Source organism: Chitinophaga sp. CCNWYY40 (genome assembly GCF_037483205.1).
GTDB lineage: Bacteria > Bacteroidota > Bacteroidia > Chitinophagales > Chitinophagaceae > Chitinophaga > Chitinophaga ginsengisegetis.
In genome coordinates this window covers 760,203-783,861 of record NZ_JBBHLF010000005.1, presented here as the reverse complement: position 1 = coordinate 783,861, position 23,659 = coordinate 760,203, and the positions used below count along the sequence as shown (strand labels likewise).

The following is a 23,659-nucleotide window of genomic DNA, read 5'->3' as shown; positions in this document are numbered from 1 at the left end:
AACATTAAAGATGATAATGCACATCATAAGGGAAGTGCTGGTCATTATCCAGGTCGGTTAAAATGAACCCGGCATTGCGGGCTTTACATTCATCGGCAATCAGTGCAGCGGCGCGCTGCGTGTTTTCTTCATCCAGGTGGCTGAAGGGTTCATCCATCAGGAGCCACTGAAAAGGTTGTACCAGCGCCCGGATAATAGCAATACGCTGCCTTTCGCCATACGAAAGGGTTTTGCCGCTTTGCTCCAGGATATGCGATACATTGAGCCGGGCGGCCATTTCGTCAATCTTCTCCGCAGGGTAATAAGGCTTTGGCTCCATTACCCGCTTCAGCGATATGTTTTCCCTGGCGCTGAGCTGTTCAAAAAGCCGAAGGTCCTGGAATACAATACTGATATCCCGCTGCCGCATGGCGGCTATTTCATTCTTATTATATGACTGCCACGGCTGGCCATTCACCTGTACTTTCCCCGTATAGTCGTAACGGATATGATACAGGTAATGGATCAGGGTAGTTTTGCCGGTGCCGGAAGGCGCCTTGATTTTCACCAAACTGCCTGGCTGAAAAGTTACGTCCTGGTTCCAGATGTCCGACGACCGTTGCCGGAGTTTATCCTGCAATGGTATGGGCATGAGCTGATTGAGCTGAATCTGCATAGTGGCATTTACTGTTAACAGTAGCGAATATAAATGATATATTTTTCGCAAAAGAAAAGGGCGCAACGGAGATGTTCCGGCGCCCTTTTCCTGGTAAGGTTATAAATTACTGTGGTGCAACAACGGTAGTATCTACCGGTGCAGCAAACAGGCTGTCTTCATATGCTTTTTCCTTCGCTTTCTTTGCCTGCATTACTTTTGCAGCTTCAGTGCCCAGGTTAATCAGCTGTACCAGGCTGTTCTGATCTTTATTTTTAAAGGTCAGTACTGCTTCTCCATGTTGTACATCACCACCGTCGGCTTTGCTTACAAAGGTTACATCTTTCAGCAGTTCCTTTGCTTTCTTCGCCACTGGTTTTTCGTCTTCGTCCATTTTATCTTCAGGAATCACAGCAGTCACTTTTTCCAGGTCTACATAACCGCCCAGCATGCTGCCTTTTATTTTCCCTTCAATACCATCAGGTAATTTGATGTGGCCTTTACCGCCCAGGTATTCCTGCAGTAAAGCACTGTCGGAGCCCAGTGTTACAAACTTCTCGTTGATAGACATAGCCGGCATGGTAGCCGCTGCCATTGGATTTACCACGGTATAGTGGTCACCTTCCCGTGTGAATACTTCTTTCAGCATCGGGGAAGTCATGATTTTATTGAACGCATCTTTGTTACCTACTTTCAGGCTGAAGATCCATTTGGCATCTGGTTTCTCTGTGAATTCGCCGGGGAAATAAGGAGATTCCTTTTTGGTGATAGCGAAGTCGGAAGCCACATAAGTTAACTGGCCTTCAAATGCGTTCAGCACATCATCCATAGACAGGCCGGATTTACCCATCATCAGGTTCACCATACCATCCATACCGGTCGCTTTCACGATATCGCCGATCATGCGGAAATCAAAGGCATAAGAAATGAAACCGGTGATATTCTGGGAAGGATACTTGTTCAGCATATCCATATCGATCTCTTTCTTACCATATTTTTTATAGATAGCCGCCAATTCTTTACCCATGTAAGAGTGACCGTTGAAAACGATTTTACCGTTTTCGAAGTTAACCGTACCGGTGTAGAAAGAACCTTCCATCAGTTTCTTTACGTTAGCAGGGATCATGGTGAACTGACCGCTGTTGTAAATAGCTTCCGGGTTTACAAAGATACCGGCGTCGGCATCTTCTTTCAGTAATTTGGCGAAAGGCTCGATGGAACCAGCTGTTTCATCTTTTTTCAGGTGAAAGAGATGATCCACTTCAGCTACCCAGGTTTTGATCTGCGCATCGTCTTCTGCAGTCGTCAGGGCGGCAGGAATGGCCATTGCGGAATCTGTTACTGCAGTTGCAGAATCTATCATGGGTTCTGAAGGATCTCCATAATCAGGAGATGAAGAACCGCCCGGGTTATACTTTTCCAGGTTGCTTGGATCTACTGCACTGATATAGATAACGGCAGATTTATTCCATCCGATTACGGCATGTTGCTTTTCTTCCCAGATATATTTGAAGTCATTTTGTGTTTTCAGGGAGAAGTTGGCGATGTTCTTTTTGAGATAGGCCTCAAATTTGTCGGCATCTTTCAGGCTTGCGGTAAGACTGATATAAGATTTGTGTTCTGCCGGCTGGCCCTGGAATACGAAAGAGGCAAAGAAGTGGCTTTGCATGTCGATACCGGAGTTTTCGGCATCTTTCCACGCCTTCATCACTTCGTTGGAAGTGTCTTTACTTTGTGTGGCTTCAAACAGTTTATCCATTGTGATACCATTTGTCACCAGCTTGGTGGTCAGTTGTTTGGCATTCAGGTCTACTACCACACCGGCTGTTTTCGGAATGTACCGGCTCTCATCAGGGGTCTTAGAGCAGGAAGACAGCATAACCGCTGACGTCACAGCGGCTAACAAAACTTTGGAAATTGATTTTTTCATAAAAGCATTAAAAATTAAGAAAAATTATTCGGAGCAACACTATATCAAACAGTACATTCCCACTATCGTGGTATTTCATTCGTGCAAAAGTACGTATATTTTTGTAGCGCATATGTCTCATTTTTCCCTGGTACATACAATATTTCAATACTGATTAAGTTTATACCTTTGCTACTAACTATGAAACTATTACTAAATACCATAGAAAAACCATTATGTTCCTGATTATGCTACAATACATACGGCCCGTTGCGGCTGTAGAACACTACATGGAAGCGCATACCGCCTTCCTGCAAAAGCACTTCGACAGTGGCCGGTTCATCTTATCAGGCAGGCGAAAGCCAAAGTCCGGGTCTGTTATTCTCTGTAATGCCGCCAGCCGCAGGGAGGTAGAAGAGATTATGAGTGAAGATCCGTTGGAAAGGTTCCAGCTGGCGCTTTATGAGATCATAGAGTTTGAACCAACCAAGTATGCCAACACACTGGGAAAATAGTACTTCCCTCCTGTAATGCCGTGCCAATCGTTTTTGCTTCTTTACTTCCGGATAACTACTTCATAAAGTAAATGACCTTCGTAAGCCATTTGCTACTGTCCATTTCTTTGCCCGGACCAATCACATACATCTCTATAGTGGGTGGAATAATGGTCCTCCCTTTATCGGTTATAAAGTTTCTGATCGCCACGTGTGCGTTGACTACCTTGCTATGAGGCCCTACATAGTCGGCATACGCCGCCTGTGCCGCAGGGAGGGTAATGATTTCATATCCTGGTGCGGGTTTGCTTCCTTCCGGCACCGGTATGGCCGCTGCCATGTCTGTTTGCCCCAGCTTCCTGTCCCAGCTGAAGAAGATGCCGCAGGGCACGCCTGGCTGTAACCGGGCAGCGGAGGCCGCATTATAAATAGTCCGGAGGTTGGAACGGTAATAGTCGCTGATCTTGCTGATGGGGATGGTTTTTCGTACAGCCGCATACGTTGTTGCCGGGAAATTCATCTCTTTTACAGTCACATCAATGCCATTGGGGGCATTTGGTCCTCTTACTTCTGCCTCTGCCATGCTTTTCAGGTTGTTGAGCCCCTGTTCAAAGTCCTTTTCCAGCGCACCTTTCATAAAAAGGGTCATTACATTCATGGGCCGGTCGTAATGCGTGTCAAATCCCCAGGTCACCTTTGTTTTACCCGCTGCTTCCGACAAACGGAAAAACACATCCGACTCGGAGGCAAACGGAGTGATAAAAGTAAGCTTCTGGGTAACCGACTTATAAGGGTCCATAGACAGGTGTTGCAGCTTTCCCTCCCCGATCTTGCTGCCTTTCCAGGAGTCAACCGCGCCAATAGAGCCATCTTCACCGGTAATAGTATACCTGGCGGTAGAGTCCATCTGTTTCCAGGTACTCCACTCGTTAAATTTCTCGAATTTCACAATATCATTCCATACAATCGTCGCGGGGGCATTAATTTCCACCGAACGCTCCACATGCATAGTAGTGGGCGCAAAAAAGATCAGCACAATTGCAATGAACAGGATGATTCCTATGATCCAGGCGAGCGTTTTAAGTACTTTCATGACTGTCGGGGGTTGATGATAATAAAAATACATCTTTTTATTGTTCAACCGACAGATGATGCTGGCAATCAGGCAGAAGAATGTTGACTACTCTAGTTCTGGGTCACTTGATTTATTGTCTTGCTGGTAATGTTTATCCGCTTCTTTCGCTTTTTCAAAGTCGAGGATCACGGAATTAATACAGTAACGGAGTCCGGTTGGTGGTGGACCATCGTCGAATACATGCCCCAGGTGGGATTTACAGCGGCCACACAATACTTCTGTCCTATGCATCCCATGACTGTTGTCCGGAGAATAGATAACACTGGTTTTGGTAAGTGGCTGAAAAAAACTGGGCCAGCCGCAGCTGCTTTCAAATTTGGCATCGGAAACAAATAGCGGATTTCCGCAGGCTGCACAGTAGTAGGTTCCGCTCTCGCTGCTATTCCAGTATTTTCCCGTAAAAGCCCACTCTGTTCCTTTTTCCCTGGCAATATGATATACGTCCGTTGGCAGTACTTTTCTCCATTCTTCGTCTGTCAGATTTACTTTAGTGGCATCTGTGTGGGAGTAAATCTCTCCCTTCTTTTTTCCATCTTCCATTGATTTCATTTTTTCCCCATTTTTAGGGATAAGTATAGTTGGTGACCCTGATAGAGATAGTCAAAAATATCGGATTCCATAGGTACATATGTAAAGTTTTGATTCGTTAACTTCTCATTAACACTAGCATTGTGATTGTTGGGTCGTTGGCCGGTTCCTTTTTTTATCTCTACCTAAATTACGTATGAACAAGCATAATGGATTGTTATTTCCTGCAAATCAAGGGGGTAATTAACAAAACAGTTAGTTTTTTGTTTAAAACTGTCTGATAATCACCGGCCAGCAACTGCATATAAATTGTTAACTTTACAGCAAAAGGCTAGTAAGTGGCGGATATCATCAATTTATTACCAGACAATATAGCGAACCAGATAGCTGCAGGGGAAGTGATACAAAGACCGGCATCAGCGGTAAAAGAATTACTGGAAAATGCAGTGGATGCAGGTGCTACCGATATTCAACTGATCATTAAAGATGCAGGAAAAGAGTTAGTGCAGGTAATTGATAACGGCGGCGGTATGAGCGAAACAGATGCCCGGATGTGCTTTGAACGCCATGCTACCTCTAAAATACAATCCATAGAAGATCTCTTCCAGATCACTACAATGGGATTCAGAGGTGAAGCGCTGGCTTCCATTGCCGCAGTTTCCCAGGTAGAACTCAAAACCCGCAAAAAAGGCGCAGAAGTAGGCACCTATGTGGAAATTGACAACAGCTTCGTAAATAAACAGGAACCCTGTCAAACCGCTGAAGGAACCAGCATTGCCATGAAAAACCTGTTCTTCAATGTGCCCGCACGCAGAAACTTCCTGAAAAGTAACGCCGCGGAAATGAGACACATCGTAGACGAGTTCATCCGTGTGGCCATGTCGTTCCCCCAACTGCAGTTCTCGCTGACAAATAATAATCAACAGCTGTTCCACCTGGACAAAGGATCGCTTAAACAGCGCATCGTGGCCATCCTGGGACAACATTATAACGCCCGGCTCGTAAGCGTAAAGGAAACTACCGACTACATGAATGTGTACGGATTTGTAGGAAAACCTGAAACCGCTAAAAAAACCAGGGGCGACCAGTTCTTCTTCGTCAATAACCGGTTTATCAAGAGCTCGTACCTGAACCATGCCGTGATGAACGCCTTTGCAGACATCATCCCGGCAGACAGCTTCCCGCTCTATGTACTGTTTATTGACGTAAATCCTGAACATGTAGACATCAACGTACACCCTACCAAACAGGAGATCAAATTCGATGATGAAAAACTCATGTATGCCTTCGTGCAGTCGGCCGTGAAACACTCCCTGGCCCAGTTCAGCATCACTGCTACACTGGATTTCGACCTGGACCCAAGCATTCAGGCACTGGATGCGGTAAGCAAACCCTTCACCGCCCAGCAGCAGAATGAATCAACCCAGAGTCCCCTGTATAAATCATTTACACAGGCCAACCAGGCGCACATGATCGATAAAAGCAGCAACAGCAGCAACCTGAAGCACTGGAAAGATCTGTACGAAACCAACAGCAACAACGAAAGCACTTATACCATCGCCCCGGAGCCGGAAACACGCCCGGCAGTGACTTACGAAAGTCAGCCGCACGCCACCGCCTCCGTGATCGATGAACGCTGGCAGGATACCGCCACCGACCAGAAAGTACCGGTACAGGTGCACCAACAATATATCCTGTCGCAGATTAAGTCAGGATTTATATTGATTGACCAGCAGGCTGCCCATGAAAGGATCCTCTATGAACGCTACCAGCGTGCCTTACAGGAAGCCCCCATGGCCACCCAGCAAAGCCTGTTCCCCCAAACCCTGCAGCTGCCCCCGGCAGATGCAGCCCTGGTCAGCGAAATGCTCGGCGACCTGCAAACACTGGGCTACGACCTGGAACCGTTTGGCAACAATACCTTCATCGTTCGCGGTACCCCCGCCGACATTCAGAATGGTAACGACCATGCCACCATCCAGAACCTGCTGGAGCAATTCAAAAACTTCAGCCACGAACTGAAAGTAAATAACCGCGAGCAACTAATCCGCTCAATGGCACGTAATAACGCCATACCAGCCGGCAAAATACTGGCTGCCCGCGAAATGCAGAATATCATCGATGAACTCTTCGCCTGCAGCATGCCCAATGTAGCGCCCGGTGGTAAGTTCACGTTTATATCATTCAAACTCACAGACCTCGCCCGTATGTTTGAACGAGGAAACTGATTTTCAGGATGTTAAGACGTCCGGGGAGATAAAGCAGGCACGCCTCCTTCTTCTCCCCGGACCTTTAAACAACGGCCCAACCTCCATAACGCCGCCCTTTCAATAGCCTCCAAACCCTTTACAGTAAAGGCTTTCCAGATCAAGTCCACATCACCTCCACCATCACTCCGCGTTTAGTCCATGTGTAATGCAGGTCCTATCTATGTGCAAGGCCACTGCTAAGGCTGTCCTATACCATTATTCCGCTACAAGAATGGCTTCAATCTGCCCGTACAATTGCAGGAACATCTTATACTTTCTACGATACGCTTCAAATTTGGCGGCATCCGGCGTAAATACCGTTTGCGTGGGTTCCGGGGCTCTCTGCGGCCATCCAAGCACTTCAGCGGCCAACAGGATCGCACCGAGTGCGGAAGCGTCGCTTTCCTGCTGCAGGTGCATTTCCTGGCCAAAGATGTCGGCCAGCAACTGAATCCACCCCGGCGCATTGGTAAAGCCTCCACTCACAGAGATTTTCTGCACCGGCCCGGCCGTTTCCTCCAGGGCCTCTTTGATACTCAGCAATGCAAAACAGATCCCTTCCAGCACGGCCCGGGTGAAATGCGCCGGCGTATGCTGGGGCTGAATGCCTATAAAGGCGGCAGTAGCATGACTGTTCCACACCGGCGCCCTTTCCCCCAGCAGGTAAGGCAAACAAAGGAGCTTGCCCGGGTCCGTGACCAATGCTTCTCCCACCAGGTCGTTAAGGCTACTCAGTGGCTGCCGCAGGAAATCCCTCACCAGCCATTGCAGCACCACACCTCCATTATTGGAGGCGCCACCGGTAATATAGATATCATCTGTTAAGAGGTACGTGAACAGCCGGCCACGGGCATCAGTGAGTGGTTGGGCGCCCGCCATTCTTACCGCGCCGCTGGTGCCAATGGTAAGCGTGGCATGCCCTGCGTCCAGCGCGCCGCTGCCCAGTTGGGCCAGGCAGCCATCGCTGCCCCCTATCACAAACGGCGTATCGGCCGGAATGCCCAGTGTGGCCGCCATATCAGGGGATAGCCCGCTAACCACATAATTGGCCGGCACGGGCTGAGGCAGCTGCGCAGCGGTAATACCCGCCACACTTAAAGCCGTTTCGTTCCATTGAAGCGTATGGATATCAAACAAGCCCGTAGCCGAGGCAATAGAGTGATCTGTTATCCAGCGTCCGAAGAAATGATGAAAGATGTATTCCTTGATGCCCGGGAATATCGCCGCAGCGGCAAATACAGCCGGTTGCCGCTCCCGCAGCCACATGATTTTGCACAGGGGCGACATGGCGTGCACCGGGGTGCCGGTTTGCCGGTAAATTTGCCTGCCCTCCGGGGTATCGCGTAATGCCAGCGCATTGGGTTCGCTCCGGTTATCAGCCCAGATGATCAACGGCGTAAGTGCAGTCCCATCGGGGCCCACAGCCATCATACTGTGCATGGCGCTGCTAAAGGAAATGGCCGCCGGGGCGCCCCCAGCCTGGGCCACCACCTCCCGGATACCGGCTATCACCGCTTCTAGGATCACCTCCGGCTTTTGCTCGCTGTATCCCGGTTGCGGGTGACTGGTAGCATATGCCTGCTGAAACACCGCCAGAATTTTTCCGTCCATTCCTTGCACAATCGATTTTGTACTGCTGGTGCCTATATCTACACCAATAATATACGCTGTATGATCACTCATAAAAAAAACCGTTCTTTTTCCGCATTTAATTTATAGATTTAAAACCGGTGTTCTTCTAAAAAGTCTAAAATATCCACGCAAATGGCTTTCGAAATCAAAAAACAGGGGAAGGTTTATGACGTTTGTATTGTTGGTTCCGGCGCCGGAGGGGGCATGGCTGCAAAAATCCTATCGGATGCCGGCCTCAAAGTAGCCCTCCTGGAAGCGGGTCCTAAATACGACCCCGCCGACCCCGAGCAGGCAACACAGCTGAAATGGTCATATGAATCGCCCAGAAGAGGCGCCAGCACCACCCGCCCTTTCGGTGACTTCGACGCATCCTATGGCGGATGGGAAATCAACGGTGAACCTTACACGAAAAAAAACGGAACTGAATTCGACTGGTTCCGCTCCCGCATGTTAGGGGGCAGAACTAACCACTGGGGCCGCATTTCACTGCGATTTGGCCCACGCGACTTCAAACACAAAAGTTATGATGGCCTCGGCGACGACTGGCCCATCACCTACGATGAGGTAGCGCCCTTCTACGACCGGGTAGATAAGATGGTCGGCGTATTCGGCACCAAAGAAAATCTGCCCAACGAACCGGATGGCTTCTTCCTCCCACCACCAAAACCCAGGCTCCATGAGCTGATGGTGAAGAAAGCAGGCGATCGTTTAGGCATCCCCGTTATCCCGGCGCGCCTCTCCATATTAACCCGCTCAGTAAATAAAGACCGCAGCCCATGCTTCTATTGCAGCCAGTGTAACCGCGGCTGTACCGTGTATGGCGACTTCTCCGCCTCTTCTGTGCTGGTGAAACCAGCCATGAAAAGCGGGCATGTGGACCTGTATACCAACGCAATGGTGCGGGAAGTATTAACAGACGGCAACGGTAAAGCCACCGGCGTAGCTTACGTAGATAAAACAGACCTGCAGGAATATTCCGTAAACGCACGGGTAGTAGTGCTGGCGGCCAGCGCATGCGAATCGGCCCGTTTGCTGCTGAACTCAAAATCAGCCAAACATCCGAACGGACTGGCCAACTCCAGCGGCGTAGTAGGTAAATACCTGCACGATTCTACCGGCTCCTCCCGCGGAGGTTTCCTCCCCCAGCTGATGGACCGCAAAAGATATAATGAAGATGGCGTAGGCGGCATGCACATGTATGTTCCCTGGTGGGGCGATAACAAGAAACTGGATTTTGCACGCGGCTACCACATTGAATTTGGCGGTGGCATGCACATGCCCGGTTATGGCTTCGGCTTTGGTATGGAAAATATGAACGGCCGGGTTCCTGGTCGTGATGGCCAAATCAAAGCTGCCGGCGGCTACGGCGCTTCACTGAAAGATGACTACCGCCGCTTTTACGGCTCCCAGATCGGCTTTGCCGGCAGGGGCGAATGTATTGCGCGGGAAGATAATTACTGTGAGATAGATCCGAACGTGGTAGATAAATTCGGAATTCCTGTTCTGCGCTTCAACTACACCTGGAGCGATCATGAAATCAAACAGGCCAAACACATGCAGGACACGTTTGAACAAATCATTCATGAAATGGGCGGCATTGCCTTTGGCACCAAGCCGGGAGCCGATACCAAATACGGACTGGAAAATCCGGGCCGCATTATTCATGAAGTAGGTACCACCCGCATGGGCGACGATCCTAACAAATCCGTGCTGAATAAATTTAACCAGGCACACGAAGTAAAAAATCTCTTCGTGGTAGATGGTGGCGCGTTTGTGTCGCAGGCAGATAAAAATCCTACCTGGACCATACTGGCACTGTCTATGCGGGCATCCGAATATATCGTGGATCAATTGAAGAAACAGAATCTCTAATCTTTTTAAGTTTTTTTCATGGATAGAAGAGAATCACTCAAAGCGCTTGCACTGGGAACGTTATCAGTTGGTACCATTTTATCTGCCACTGGTTGTGAAGATAAAAAAACAACGGCCGATAAAAATGATCATCCCAATGTGAAAACAGCCGGCTATGGCCGTACTCCGGATGAAGTGTCGCGGGATAAAAAGCTGATGGAGGAAAAGTTTTTCACAGACGCTGAAATGAAAACCATCACCATACTGGCGGATATCATTATCCCGGCGGATGAACATTCCGGCAGCGCCTCCGATGCAAAGGTGCCGGAGTTTATAGAATTCATTGTAAAAGATATACCGGAACACCAGTTGCCTATGCGGGGCGGATTACGCTGGCTGGATATGCAATGTGCCAAACGGTATAATAAATCTTTTGCAGAAAGCAGTGCTGAACAACGTATCGCAGTGGTAGACCTGATAGCTTATCCCGGAAAAGCATCTCCGGAAAACAGCCAGGGTGTGGCCTTCTTTAACCGGATGCGTAATCTCACTGCCACAGGATTTTTCACCAGTAAAATGGGCATCAAAGACCTCAACTACATCGGTAATACGCCCAACGAATGGGATGGCGTACCTGCAGATGTATTGAAGCAGTACGGCTATGCCTATGATGAAAAAACATTGGCTACCTGTCTGAAAATCGAAGACAGGGGCAAGCTGATGACCTGGGAATAACGACTTAACTTGCTATTTCATAATTTAAATCCAGAAAACTTCACATCAATGATTCCAGAAAAAAAGAATGAGGGAGAAAACGGTGTTTCCCGCAGATCATTCCTGAGAAACGGTGCGCTCGCCGCCGCCGGTTTCATGATAGTTCCACGTCATGTATTAGGCAGAGGCTATGTAGCCCCAAGCGATCGCCTGCGCGTAGCAGGTATCGGTGTAGGCGGTAAGGGCTTCAGCGATATATCTGAATTTGCTAAAGGCCCGGCTGATATTACTTTCCTGTGTGATGTGGACAAACGTCGTGCAGCCGAAGCCGTGAAGAAATTCCCTAAGGCGAAGTTCTATACTGATTTCCGGGAAATGTTTGACAAGGAACACAAAAACTTCGACGCCGTTTCCGTATCCACTCCGGATCACACACACGCCGTAGCAACAATGGGCGCTATGCAGCTGAAGAAGGATGTATATGTGCAGAAACCATTAACCCACGACATCTACGAAGCACGTATGCTTACGCAGGGCGCCAACAAATACAAGGTAGTAAGCCAGATGGGTAACCAGGGCTCTTCCGGTGATGGTGTTCGTCAGCTGATGGAATGGTACAATGCCGGCCTTGTTGGAGATGTACACACCATCTACTGCTGGACAGATCGTCCGGTATGGCCACAGGGCGTTCCCTGGCCAACCAACCGCGAGGAAGTACCCGCAGAACTGAACTGGGACCTGTGGTTAGGTACCGCTCCTAAAAAAGATTACGTAGGCAACCTGGTACCATTCAACTGGCGCGGCTGGTGGGATTACGGTACCGGCGCTATCGGCGATATGGGCTGTCATATTATTGAACCTCCTTTCCGTGTACTGGGCCTGGGCTACCCTACTTCTGTAGAGTGCAGCGTTGGTAGCGTATACGTAGGAGAATTCACCCGCGGATATTTCCCGGAAAGCTGCCCTCCTTCTTCCCATGTAATTATGAAATTCCCTGGAAAGAATGGTAAAGAAGTAACCCTTCACTGGATGGACGGCGGTATTCAACCGGAACGTCCGGAAGAACTGGGTCCTAACGAAACAATGGGAGACGGTGGTAACGGCGCCCTGTTTATCGGTGATAAAGGCAAAATGATGTGCGGTACTTACGGTATGTATCCTAAGTTGCTGCCTACTTCCCGCACTACGGAAGCTAATGTGCCGCAAACTATTGCACGTGTACCGGAAGGTCACTACGTACAGTGGGTGAACGCGGCTATCGCCGGTTACGGCAGCAAACAACAGAAAGCGCTCAGCTCTCCGTTCGATATTGCCGGTCCGCTTACTGAAACCATCCTGATGGCTAACCTGGCTATCCGTAGCTTTGATATCCGTAAGGAGAAAGCGAATGGTAAAGGCTTTGATTATCCGGGCCGTTATATCAAGCTGCTGTGGGATGGTAACAATATGAAGATTACCAACTTCGACGAAGCCAACCAGTTTGTGAAACGCACTTACCGCGATGGCTGGTCACTGGGTGTATAAATGATTATACCTGTTATAAAAAGAAATGCCGCGATGATCTCGCGGCATTTTCTTTTTATGAAAAGCTAGTACATGAATACTGTTACTTATAATCCTCCTGCTGTTTCAGGTTACTGTTCTTCCTGATTTCATTGGCAGGAATGGGCAGCAGGTAATTCTTCGCCTTATTAAATTTACGGTCCTGGATACTGTATACATGATATACAAACGGATGCCCGGCAATCATGGACCCTAACACTTCAATACCTTTGGCATTTTCGTTGAAAGCCGTTTCAGCATCTCTCCACCTGCGGGCATCAAAGAAACGTTGTTCTTCATAAGCCAGTTCGTACCGTCTTTCATATTTCAACACGGCCCATAAAGCAGCTCCGGATGCAGTAGTAGCAGGCATCCCGGCACGTTCACGTACCCTGTTCAGTATAATACGGCCATTTGCCTCATCGCCATACCCAATGGCTGCTTCTGCATAGTTCAGCAAAATTTCCGCATAACGGATGAAGATCCAGGACTGGTCGCCACGGAAGAATTGGGCATCCAGGTTTTTGTCCATAAACTTACGCAGGTAGTAACCGGAGTAAGTACCATTCCAGTTTTCGATGGTACTGTTACGGGTATCAAGTCCCCAAACGCTATCCCTGCCATTGGCAGCTTCATATTTTCCGGTTTGTATCACCCCCACCGGGTCAGTTTTGGCTGCATCGGAAGGACGTGGTTTCCATTTAGCGCCATCATACAGGATGGTGGCGTAAAAGCGGGGATCACGGTTTTCATACGGCGCCTTTGCCTGGGCAACATTACTCCAGGAAAAAGCAGTCCCGTCTTTCATTTGATAGCCGGTTACAAAGTTTTCGATCGGCACATTTCCGCCCCAGTTATGATACCCGTTAGGACCGTTGTACAGGTCGTGCGAAGTACCCAGTAATGCTTTATCATATTGCTTGATAAAGATCAGTTCCGGGTTATCTTTATCGAGAAACACACGGGTATAATTCTCTACCGGGTTGGCAGTAGGCTGGTAAAGACTATAAGTGTTAAGATCCATCACTGCTTTAGCCGCATCCATTGCCAGTTTGTAGCGGTCTTTCTGCAGGCCGGATTTATACCCCATTAAATCATTCGGTACTTTCGCATCATTGAACAGATCGCTGGCGGCGAAAAGCAGGATCCTGGATTTCAGGGCCATAGCGGCGCCTTTGGTCACTCTTCCTTTGCTCGCCACGGCATCATAGGAAGCCGGGAGTTGTTGGGTGGCCAGGTCACATTCTGCTGCAATGAACTTAACGCATTCGTCAAAAGTGGCTCTCTTCACACTCAGGATCTCCTGTTCATCTCCTTTAATACTAAAGGTTTTGGTGATCAACGGAACACCGCCATAATATTTCACCAACAAATGATAGTACCACGCCCGCATAAAATGCACTTCGCCAGTCATGCGTGTACGCACTGCTTCATCGGTGAAAGGCACTTCTGCAATCTTTTCCAGAAACATATTACAGTTACGGATAGCCTTGTAGTGTAAATCCCACCTGGCAAAATCATTGATGGCGCCTACATCATCGGCGGAGGCGTTCCCCTGCACTACCCTGGAGGTGTTGTAGTCGTGAATAAACCGGCTTTCGTCTGTCATAGAGGAAAGCATTACTTCCAGGTAGCCAGAGCGCATCTGTACATACAGGTCGTTTACAAATGCCTGTACCAGGCCCACATCTTTCCACACGTCGTTTTCTTCATATTCGGTTAACGGCTTCTTTTCGAGGAAGTCTTTATTGCAACCGGCGGAAACCGCGCATAGTAAAAACGCTCCCGCTATATATCTGATGATTGTTGTTTTCTTCATGGCACATTAATTAAAAGGTTACGTTTAATCCCACATTGTAAATCTTGGTTTGCGGATAGAACTGTCCGCTTCCACTTGGCGCTTCAGGGTCAAAAATCTTCACTTTGTCGATGGTGACCAGGTTCTGACCACTTACATATACCCGGAGGTTTTGCAGGCCAATCCGTTTGCAAAGAGCGGTAGGTATATTGTAACCAAGATCCAGGGTTTTTAAACGGACATAGTTGGTATTCCAATACCAGAAAGTATTCTGACGGTTTACCCAGTACTCACGGTCACGGTCGTACGCTCTTGGCCATGATCCGTTGATGTTGTCTTCTGTCCAGCGGTCTTTTACATATGCCATCGGGAAGTTACCGATCAACCCGGATTCTGTACGCAGGTACTGGCTTGCGCCGGTAGCGCCCTGCCACAGCATGGTGAAGTCGAAGTTTTTGAACTTGGCGGTCATGGTTAACCCGAAGATCCAGGTAGGGTTTTCGGTACGGTCCATACGAACGCGGTCGAGATCATCAATAGCGCCGTCGCCGTTTTTATCCAGGAAGATAACATCGCCGGCTCTTGCGCCGCCTACGTGTGCGCTCTTGTCTACTTCATCCTGTGTTTTGTAAATGCCAATGGCCTGATAATACAGCGGCGCACCTATCTGTTTGCCGGTAGCCTGCTGATATGCCGGGAGATTCGGTGTTTCGTCGAAGAACAATACTTTATTTTCTGCGTGAGTAACAGTTCCTATAATTTCATAATGGAATTTTTTGATGTCGTTTTTGTGGCTTAATACCAATTCGAATCCTTTGTTTTCCACTTTGGCGATATTTTCCTGTGGCAGGGTCATACCGGTATAACCGGGCATCGACTGGCTGCGGCTGGCGAGGATGTTGGATCTTTTTGTCAGGAAGTAATCTCCTTCAAAGGCTAGTTTATCTCCCAGTATTTTTGCTTCGATACCGAAATCATAGTTATTGGCTACTTCCCAGGTGATGGACTCATTGGGTGACCGCAGCTGGTAAAGTCCTTTATTCAAGTCGCCGCCCAGCATTACACCACCGGCGCTGAAGCCATAGGTGCTCAGGTATTGGAACGGATCTATCTGGTCGTTACCCATCTGGCCCCAGGATGCGCGCAGTTTAAAGTAGTCGAGCGTACGGATGCTTTTTTTCCAGAAGGCTTCGTTAGACAATACCCAACCTGCTGAAGCGCCGGGGAACAGCCCCATACGGCGGCCTTCCGGGAAATTCTGAGAGCCGTCGTAACGCATGTTATAATCAAACAGGTAGGTTTCTTTGTAATTATAGGAAATACGTCCGAAGTAATTACGGCGGGCATATTCAAAACCACTGCCGGCATTGTTCTTTTCTTTATCGCCTCCTAAATTCAACTGGTCCAGCTTATCGCTGATAAAGTACCTGCGGTTAGCAGAGAAGCCGTCATTTTTCAACGTAGCCTGTTCAAAAGCGATAAAGCTGCTGAGGTTATGCTTTCCGAAAGAACGTACATAGTTCACTTTGAAGTTGACGGTGATTTGCCGTGTTGTACTGAACTGTTCCGTTAACTCCGGTGCGCTTACTCCCCTGGAACCCGCATTCAGCTTATGCGTAGGATCATTGGCATCTGCCAGCGTGTATAACGTCCAGGGTTTGATGTAGGATTTGTAGAAGTCGAAATTCTGATCGTATGCAAAACTACCATCTACAAACAATCCTTCTACTCCTGGAATATTCACAACGGCAGACATGTTGGTGTTGATCACATAGTTCTTATCGTTCGTGTAACCGATTGCATTTGTTCCCGTAACAACGGGGTTATCGCCGTATTCAATATCAGGCCCGGGTAGTCCGTTGGGCCAGATAGCGTTTTCTGTAGGGCGGCCGCGCATGAGGGATCTGAAAATAGAACCGGCACTGCGTGGAGGAAAGTTCCTGTTTTCGAGACGCCCTGCCAGGTCGAAACGCAGGCGGATGTAATCACTTACTACTGCATCCAGGTTGGCTCTTACGTTCTGTTGTTTGTAATTGGTGGCACTGCTCTTATAAATACCATCCTGGAATAACGAACCCAGGGAAACGTAGTACGACATTTTTTCTGTACCTCCGCTGAGCGACAGGTCGTGCCTGTTCTGCAAAGAGTATTTTTTAATCGCGGCATCGTACCAGTTGGTGTTAGGGTACAGCCATGGATCGGATCCATCTCCAAATTTCTTGATCTGTTCATCTGTATACTTCGGAGCGTCTCCTCCATACTTTAAAATTTCGTTCACCACTTTAGCATACGTAGGCGCATCAGCCATTTCCGGCAGCCTGGTGGGTGTTACAAAAGATTGGTTAAAACCGTAACTCAGTGTCGGTTTACCTCCCTTACCACGTTTGGTGGTAACGAGGATAACGCCATTGGCTGCGCGGGAACCATAAATGGCCGCAGCAGCGTCTTTCAGAATGGAAACACTTTCGATGTCGTTGGGGTTCATGCGCTCAAAGCCATCGCGCGGGAAACCATCAATTACAACGAGCGGGTTACTGTTGCCTAAAGTACTGCGGCCACGGATAAAAATACGGGAGCCATCATAACCGGGCTCTCCACTGTTGTTAACGGCGATAATGCCGGGAATACGTCCAACAAGCGAATTAGAGATATTAACGTTTGGTGACTGCTGTAACTCGGCGCCTTTTACAGAAGATACTGCGCCGGTTTTAGTAACTTTTTTCTGTGTACCGTAGCCAACTACTACGTACTCGTCCAGTGTTTTCTGGTTTTCTTTTAATACAACATTCAGGGCCGTCTTTCCGTCTACTTTCAGCTCCTGTGCATCAAAGCCGATGTATTGGAATACGAGTACCGCATCTTTTTTTACATCGGTTAATACATAGTTACCTTTTTCATCGGAAGTGGCTCCTTTCTTAGAGTCTTTCACCAACACCGTAACCCCGGGCAGCGGGTTACCGTTGATGTCTTTTACCTTTCCCTTAACTGTGAGATTTCCTTGTTGCCATACGCTGGGTAATGGCGCACGCGCGGTAATGGCGCTGCTGGTGGTTGCAAAAAGGCATAGCAATAGCATAGCCTTTGCATAACGTGGGTTCATGCTACAAGTGATTTTGGAAGATGATGAAATTTGTCTGTTAACTAGCTTTTCATAACGACGAAACGGGTATTCATGTCTATGTAAGATAAACATGAAAGGTTTAATTATTTTCTAAAAATAAATGTCGCAAATACAATTATTTTAAAAATTCTTCCTTAAAAAAAGAGGAAATGTAATTTCTACTAGTATAAGTATCTGAGAGACTAACTTTTCTTGTGTGAAAAGTTCGGTGCCCGGTTCCTGGGGCGTTTTGCCGTTGCAGGTTCAAAAAGTAGGTATCTGGTCAGCCCGCTGCAATTTTTATCTGCCGCAGATCTTTTTGCCAATCCCGTTATCAGCTCCACTCAGTGGCCGTTTCCGGTTCAGGATCGGCCGGCAGTTCCTGATTATTATATTATTAAAAACCCACCAGTGGAGATGCTGGTGATTTTTTTTGCATAATTTTATACCCTTAAGCGTTATTTGAACGTTATAGTAACATCAACCATATGGTTTTATGAAAAAACGTTACTTTCTCATAGCTATCCTTTCAATGGTAACATTGCTGTTTTCCTGCAGTAAGGAAATGAGCAATGAAGGAGAAGGTACACAACCCTCCAACAGTAATTGCGAATATGCTCCTTACACGAACGGCTCCTCCTTTTCCTACATTAACGTAAATAGCGCTAAAGACACGATTACCTATACCCTCACGGTTTCAGAAGATACAACCATCAACGGCATTGTGTATAAAAAAGTGGGGAACGACAGCGTATTTACCTGCTCCAACTGTAAAGACGGCATTTATACACAAGTGGCCAGCATCCTTACTTTTCAGGGTTACAGCGCTGATAGCCTGGAGCTTACCTACCTGAAAGATAATGTACCCGCCGGCACCAGCTGGAAAGACACTATTACTGTGAACAATGGTGGCGTAACCACCTCCGGTATCCTGGAATTCACCATCACAGAAAAGGATATCACCAAAACGGTGAATGGCAAAAACTACGCCTCCGTGATCGCCGTGAAAATGGACGCCTATGCCATTGTTTTTGGCAACCCGGTTTCTGTGGGCACTATCTCTACCAGCTATTACGGCAAAGGAGTAGGACTGATAGAAGCTGATCAGCTGCATGATACCACCACCATCGTTTCTTATACCATAAAGCCTTAATAGGCCGCACTCACCATCGAGAGCAACCGCTCTACCGCCCTTCTTACACTGGTAGCGGATTCATGATGATTATTCACCAGCACACTGAATACCAGCGTTCTCTTTTTCTTTGTTTCCAGGTAGCCGCTTAATGCTACCACACCGTTCAGCGTACCCGTTTTGGCGTGTACTTTCTGTTGCTGATAATAGTTCTTCATTGTTCCCCTGCCGCCGGTGGGGAAAATTTGCCAGAGACGTTCCTGCGGAAACTGTTCCCGCATCAGGGTGAGCACGGTTACAAAGTCGCGGGGCGTAAACAGGTTATACCGGGAAAGACCGGAACCATCCTCCCATTGCGGCGGATGCGGCAGACTTTTGAGGTCGCCGGCAAGCAGGTACTTAATGGTCCGTGCGCTGCTGATGGTATCCCATAAAGCGGAAGAGGCCATCATCAGCGTCTGTTCTGCAAAGAAATTATCGCTGCGCTCCATCATCGGGATAAACAACGAATCTGCCGGGATGCTTTTCAGCACCGTGTAGTTTCCCGCCGGCGGTATAACGGCCAGCCCTATACGTTTATGCAACGTGTCTTCCAACCTTTGCCGCAGCTCCTGTACCGATCCGGTGATGAAAGGCACTTCGGCTTTTTCCAATGCTTTATCTTTCGGATTGTATTTCAGGTAGAATAAATTATTCCGTTCATCCCTCGACGTGATAGTTTCGCTCAGGGTATCATCTTCCATAATATCCAGGTCATAAAAAGCAGGTGTGATGCTATTGTTATTTCCCTGGTGAAGGATACGTACCACGTTGCCGTACATAGGCCATTCGTTTAGTTCCGGCTGATAATCGTCCGCATAATCACCCCAACTCCAGCCCGGGCCGAAACGTTGATTGGCATTTACGCCCTGCACCAGGTATATCTTTTTAGCGGTTTGCTGCAACAGCTGCAGCAGGGGTTGGTAGTTATAGTCCGGGTGAAGAAAAGACGGGTCACCCATTCCTTTTACAAAGAGAGCCGTATCGTTTTCATAATACCGCGCCGCCGGAAGAGAATCCCCCAGCAGTTTCAATCCTGCGTACAACGAGAAGATCTTGGTATTGGATGCGGGCGTGAAAAACTTATTGTCCTGGTACTGGTACCAATATTTCCCGGTGGCCGGTTCATAAATACAGATGCCCACATGTGCCTGCTCCATTGGTATTTTATGAAGCAGTTCTGCTTCTGCCCATTTCTTTATCGCCGCCACCTGGGCAGTTACACTTCCCCCGGTTAATATGGATATAATTACTACCAGTAATTTTTTCATAGATGGAAATTACGAATTGTGCATTACGAAACAGGGATTTATGAGAAGACCATTTTATTGATCTTCCCATAAATCCCTGATTCGTTTTTTTGGCCTGGTAATTTTATCAGGTAAAATATTTGGTAATGCCTGGTTTTGCGTAAGCATAATTACCGGAAGCATCCGGCATAACCGGCGGCTGTGCATCAAATGAATATGATTTAGGATGCAGATCCAGACCGGAATTCAGCGCTACATTCCAATCGATCACCTGACCGGAATAAGTAGCCAAACGGCCTATGATCGCAGAAAGGGTAGCCTGCGCGCCTCTTTCCGCATCTGCAAATTTGTATTCGCCTTTGGCAATAGCGGCAAACAGTTCATCGTGTTCCGTTTGGTAAGGATTGTTTTCTTTCTTCTTATCAAACTGGTATAACACTTTGCCTTTATGATCCACTATCTGGGCTTTATCACAGTAGATACGGCCCTTTGTTCCTACAATTTCCTCGTCTACTTTGCTGGGAGCGTCTTTCCAGTGGCGGCACTGGCTGTTCATCACTACACCGTTGGCATAGCGGTACTCCACAAAGTGGTGGTCAAATATTTCACCGAACTCTTTGCCGGTACGCACAGCGCGGCCGCCCATACCACCCGCGGTAACGGGGGTAGCGCCCATGAACCAGTTGCCCACGTCAATATTGTGGATATGCTGTTCTACGATATGATCGCCGCAGAGCCAGTTGAAATAATACCAGTTGCGCATCTGGTATTCCATTTCAGTATACTCGGGCTTGCGGGGTTTTACCCACAACGCGCCCTGGTTCCACCACACCTGTGCCGACAGCATATCACCGATCATACCATCCTGGAAGCGTTTGTACAGTTCGCGGTAAGAATTCTGGTAGCGGCGTTGTAAACCTACTACTACGTTCAGCTTCTTGGTTTTAGCCACAGCAGCAGCTTCCAGTACTTTTTTAATACCGGCGGGATCTGTTGCTACCGGTTTTTCCATGAAGACATGTTTCCCCTGTTTAACCGCTTCTTCAAAATGAATGGGTCTGAAACCCGGAGGGGTGGCAAGGATCACTACATCCGCCAGTGCAATGGCTTGTTTGTAAGCGTCGAAGCCGATAAATTTATTGCTTTCAGGTACGTTTACCCGGTTGGCTTTATCGCCCAGTGCTTCTTTAATATCATTGAAGCTGTTGCTCAGCCGGTCGGGGAAGGCATCCGCCATTGCTACCAGCTCCACATTTTCTTTTGTGCTGAGCGCCTGTGTGGCAGCACCTGTACCTCGGCCACCGCAGCCAATCAGGGCTATTTTGATAACACCGGTAGATCCTGAGAAATAATTTGCTTTGGATAAAATAGGCATAGCCAACAAACCGCCCGCAAGCAAGGTAGTTTGCTTTACGAATTCGCGGCGGCCTTCACCGTGGAATTTCTTTTCGTTGTCCATAAATGAATAAGATTTTTAGATTTTTGGATGTTGAATCTTTCTAGCGTGCTCCTTTATATTTCGCGATCATCTCTTCAAAAAATGTTGTGGCTTCTGCTGCTGTTGGTTGTTTCACCGGTCTTACTATCCGGAAGCCAACAAAGGGGGCGTCTGCATTCCACCAGGAGCTTTTTGGGATCTGTGGATCCCGGCGGTTCCAGATGGGGTCCGACTTCAGGCGGGCGGCGCTGCGGAGCAGCGGGGCTTCATCCTGGAAGCTGCCGCCTTTCAGCAGCCGCGGGGTTTTAGCGGTAGGCTGTGTCCAGGGATCAGTAGCGGTTGCATTGGCTACGCCGTTTTCATCATATTGGTCCAGTGTCCATTCTTCCACATTGCCCAGCATATCGTATAGTCCCCAGGCATTGGGTTTCAGCTGTCCTACCTTATGGTATTTATTATCGCTGTTGCCCTGGAACCAGGCGTACTCTTTCAGCTCACCGGCATCGGCGCCAAAAGGATACGCTGTAGTGGAACCTGCCCTGCAGGCATATTCCCATTCTGCCGCTGTTGGCAGGCGATAAAAAACACCGGTTTTAATGTACAGCCACTGGCAATACATCAGGGCTGCATACTGGCTCATACTGTTGGCGGGAAATCCACCGGATTTGCCCATTCCCAGGGTAAGGTCAATATATGGCGGACTCGGACGGGTCATTCCATCCGGTGTGGGGGTTTTATCCTTTTCCGCATCGGCATATATATCGTATTCGTCAAAAGTAACTTCTGTGGCGCCCATCCAGAAATCCGAAATTGCTACCTTCTTTGCCGGGCCTTCATCTTTATTCCTTCCTTTTTCACTGTCGGGGCTTCCCAGTTGAAAACTGCCTCCTTTTACTGGTACCATTTTAAAACTGACATCGGTTCCGGGGATTTGCTGGCTATAAGCTTCGAATGCCTGTTTTGATTGTGCTACAACAACAACCTGGCTGAACAATCCGCCCAGCGCTAAGGTCACATACTGTTTTATCATCTAACGTGTTTGAAAATATATAAGTGGGTGAATCTAAAAAAAACTAATCTGGAAAGCAATATTTTTTTATGAATGCGAAAATGGGCTGATGAATTGAAAATTTTTCATCAATATTAGTATTTCCTTAGAAAAGCGATTAAATTTAGCTCCCTGTCAATTATACAATCAATCAAACGTTATGGAAAGAAGAAAATTCCTGCAAAACGGCACCCTGGCCGGTATTTCAGCTCTGGCACTGGGAGGCATCAGCAACGCCGCGCAAGCTGCCGGCGCCAATAACGCCAGCGTGGCCGGAAAGCCGTTTAACATGAACTATGGCCCTCATGATGGCATGTTTAAAAACAGTGCCAATGGCGGCAACTTCCTGGACCAGATAAAATATATGTACGACCAGGGATTCCGGTCTATCGAAGACAATGGCATGCTGGGGCGCTCTCCTGAGGAACAATCCAAAATAGGCGAACTCCTGAATAAACTGGGCATGACCATGGGCGTGTTTGTAGTAGATACCGGCAACAACTGGAAACCCTCCCTGGCCACAGGCAAACAGGAATTTAAAGATGCCTTTATTAAAACCTGCAAAGCCAGCCTGGAAACAGCCAAACGTTGTAACGCCAAATGGGCCACCGTTGTACCCGGCTACTTTGAACGGACGCTCCCGATCGGCGTTCAAACCGCACACGTAATCGATGCACTGCGCAGCGGCGCGGAAATCTTTGAACCGCATGGCCTCATCATGGTGCTGGAACCACTGAGCGATAACCCCGACCTGTTTCTCCGTACGGCCGAACAGAGCTTTGAAATATGCAAAGCCGTGAAAAGTCCTTCCTGCAAAATTTTATACGACATCTACCATATGCAGCGTAATACCGGTAACCTCATTCCTGTAATGGACTGGTGCTGGGATGAAATTGCCTATATCCAGATCGGCGACAACCCCGGTCGTAAGGAACCAGGCACCGGCGAAATCAATTATAAAAACATCTTTAAACATCTCCACAACAAAGGATATAAAGGTGTACTGGGCATGGAACACGGGATCGCCGGAAAAGGAAAAGAAGGCGAAGACGCACTGATAAAGGCATACCGCGAAGCTGACAGTTTTATATAAACAACTGATAAGTAGCTGTTGGTAACAAAACATTTGCCTGTTACCAACAGCTAAACTTTGCCATTCACTTTTT

At 48.0% G+C, this 23,659-nt stretch carries 18 protein-coding genes; 8 read left to right on the top strand and 10 right to left on the bottom strand.

All coding sequences use genetic code 11. From position 1 onward, the window contains the following. Positions 1 to 4: 4 nt before the first annotated feature. Both V7S65_RS22275 and V7S65_RS22270 read right to left on the bottom strand, forming a co-directional pair. On the bottom strand, positions 5 to 655 hold the full coding sequence (locus V7S65_RS22275; protein ID WP_079471415.1) for an ATP-binding cassette domain-containing protein: 651 nt from the start codon (positions 653 to 655) through the stop codon (positions 5 to 7). A gap of 106 nt (positions 656 to 761) precedes the next feature. Continuing rightward, positions 762 to 2,564, bottom strand: a complete 1,803-nt coding sequence (locus V7S65_RS22270) for a DUF4836 family protein (protein ID WP_336387608.1) — start codon at positions 2,562 to 2,564, stop codon at positions 762 to 764. A gap of 227 nt (positions 2,565 to 2,791) precedes the next feature. Between V7S65_RS22270 and V7S65_RS22265 the strand changes: the two genes are divergently transcribed. Then, entirely contained in the window at positions 2,792 to 3,058 is a 267-nt protein-coding gene (locus V7S65_RS22265; protein ID WP_235015972.1) for a YciI family protein, read from the top strand. A gap of 55 nt (positions 3,059 to 3,113) precedes the next feature. Here the strand turns inward: V7S65_RS22265 and V7S65_RS22260 are convergent, their stop codons facing one another. Together V7S65_RS22260 and msrB are read right to left on the bottom strand one after the other, a co-directional pair. Then, entirely contained in the window at positions 3,114 to 4,130 is a 1,017-nt protein-coding gene (locus tag V7S65_RS22260; protein ID WP_336387609.1) for an SRPBCC family protein, read from the bottom strand. 87 nt (positions 4,131 to 4,217) lie between these two features. Next, the gene (msrB, locus tag V7S65_RS22255) at positions 4,218 to 4,721 is read right to left on the bottom strand and encodes a peptide-methionine (R)-S-oxide reductase MsrB (RefSeq protein WP_310006641.1); all 504 of its coding nucleotides are present in this window, start codon (positions 4,719 to 4,721) and stop codon (positions 4,218 to 4,220) included. 317 nt (positions 4,722 to 5,038) lie between these two features. On the opposite strand from msrB, the gene mutL reads away from it, so the two are divergent. Next, a complete protein-coding gene (mutL, locus tag V7S65_RS22250; protein WP_079471419.1) occupies positions 5,039 to 6,928 on the top strand; it encodes a DNA mismatch repair endonuclease MutL in 1,890 nt (629 codons plus the stop codon). 237 nt (positions 6,929 to 7,165) lie between these two features. Here mutL and V7S65_RS22245 read toward each other — a convergent pair whose 3' ends face one another. Then, positions 7,166 to 8,632: a gluconokinase gene (locus tag V7S65_RS22245; RefSeq protein ID WP_336387610.1), complete on the bottom strand. Its 1,467-nt coding sequence runs from the start codon at positions 8,630 to 8,632 to the stop codon at positions 7,166 to 7,168. Positions 8,633 to 8,713: 81 nt separating this feature from the next. Between V7S65_RS22245 and V7S65_RS22240 the strand changes: the two genes are divergently transcribed. From V7S65_RS22240 to V7S65_RS22230, 3 genes are read left to right on the top strand one after another with little or no spacing between them, the layout of a single operon-like run. Then, entirely contained in the window at positions 8,714 to 10,453 is a 1,740-nt protein-coding gene (locus V7S65_RS22240; protein ID WP_336387611.1) for a GMC family oxidoreductase, read from the top strand. 18 nt (positions 10,454 to 10,471) lie between these two features. Beyond that, positions 10,472 to 11,167 (top strand): gluconate 2-dehydrogenase subunit 3 family protein, encoded by a 696-nt coding sequence (locus V7S65_RS22235; RefSeq protein WP_336387612.1) that lies wholly within the window; start codon positions 10,472 to 10,474, stop codon positions 11,165 to 11,167. A 48-nt stretch (positions 11,168 to 11,215) separates the two neighbouring features. Continuing rightward, entirely contained in the window at positions 11,216 to 12,670 is a 1,455-nt protein-coding gene (locus V7S65_RS22230) for a Gfo/Idh/MocA family protein (protein ID WP_079471423.1), read from the top strand. A gap of 82 nt (positions 12,671 to 12,752) precedes the next feature. Here V7S65_RS22230 and V7S65_RS22225 read toward each other — a convergent pair whose 3' ends face one another. Both V7S65_RS22225 and V7S65_RS22220 read right to left on the bottom strand, forming a co-directional pair. Then, positions 12,753 to 14,507, bottom strand: coding sequence for a RagB/SusD family nutrient uptake outer membrane protein (locus tag V7S65_RS22225; protein ID WP_336387613.1), 1,755 nt, complete (start codon positions 14,505 to 14,507; stop codon positions 12,753 to 12,755). A 10-nt stretch (positions 14,508 to 14,517) separates the two neighbouring features. Further along, on the bottom strand, positions 14,518 to 17,586 hold the full coding sequence (locus V7S65_RS22220; protein ID WP_336387614.1) for a SusC/RagA family TonB-linked outer membrane protein: 3,069 nt from the start codon (positions 17,584 to 17,586) through the stop codon (positions 14,518 to 14,520). A 213-nt stretch (positions 17,587 to 17,799) separates the two neighbouring features. Between V7S65_RS22220 and V7S65_RS22215 the strand changes: the two genes are divergently transcribed. Beyond that, positions 17,800 to 18,027: a hypothetical protein gene (locus tag V7S65_RS22215; protein WP_336387615.1), complete on the top strand. Its 228-nt coding sequence runs from the start codon at positions 17,800 to 17,802 to the stop codon at positions 18,025 to 18,027. A gap of 55 nt (positions 18,028 to 18,082) precedes the next feature. Beyond that, the gene (locus V7S65_RS22210) at positions 18,083 to 18,739 is read left to right on the top strand and encodes a hypothetical protein (protein ID WP_133256130.1); all 657 of its coding nucleotides are present in this window, start codon (positions 18,083 to 18,085) and stop codon (positions 18,737 to 18,739) included. Here V7S65_RS22210 and V7S65_RS22205 read toward each other — a convergent pair. The 3 genes from V7S65_RS22205 to V7S65_RS22195 all read right to left on the bottom strand — a co-directional run bounded on the left by V7S65_RS22205 (position 18,736) and on the right by V7S65_RS22195 (position 22,475). After that, positions 18,736 to 20,028, bottom strand: a complete 1,293-nt coding sequence (locus tag V7S65_RS22205) for a D-alanyl-D-alanine carboxypeptidase/D-alanyl-D-alanine-endopeptidase (RefSeq protein ID WP_079471428.1) — start codon at positions 20,026 to 20,028, stop codon at positions 18,736 to 18,738. The genes V7S65_RS22210 and V7S65_RS22205 overlap by 4 nt on opposite strands. A gap of 106 nt (positions 20,029 to 20,134) precedes the next feature. After that, a complete protein-coding gene (locus tag V7S65_RS22200) occupies positions 20,135 to 21,466 on the bottom strand; it encodes a Gfo/Idh/MocA family protein (RefSeq protein WP_079471429.1) in 1,332 nt (443 codons plus the stop codon). A 40-nt stretch (positions 21,467 to 21,506) separates the two neighbouring features. Beyond that, entirely contained in the window at positions 21,507 to 22,475 is a 969-nt protein-coding gene (locus tag V7S65_RS22195; RefSeq protein ID WP_336387616.1) for a formylglycine-generating enzyme family protein, read from the bottom strand. Positions 22,476 to 22,653: 178 nt separating this feature from the next. On the opposite strand from V7S65_RS22195, the gene V7S65_RS22190 reads away from it, so the two are divergent. Next, a complete protein-coding gene (locus V7S65_RS22190) occupies positions 22,654 to 23,586 on the top strand; it encodes a hydroxypyruvate isomerase family protein (RefSeq protein WP_336387617.1) in 933 nt (310 codons plus the stop codon). The last annotated feature ends 73 nt before the right edge of the window (positions 23,587 to 23,659 follow it).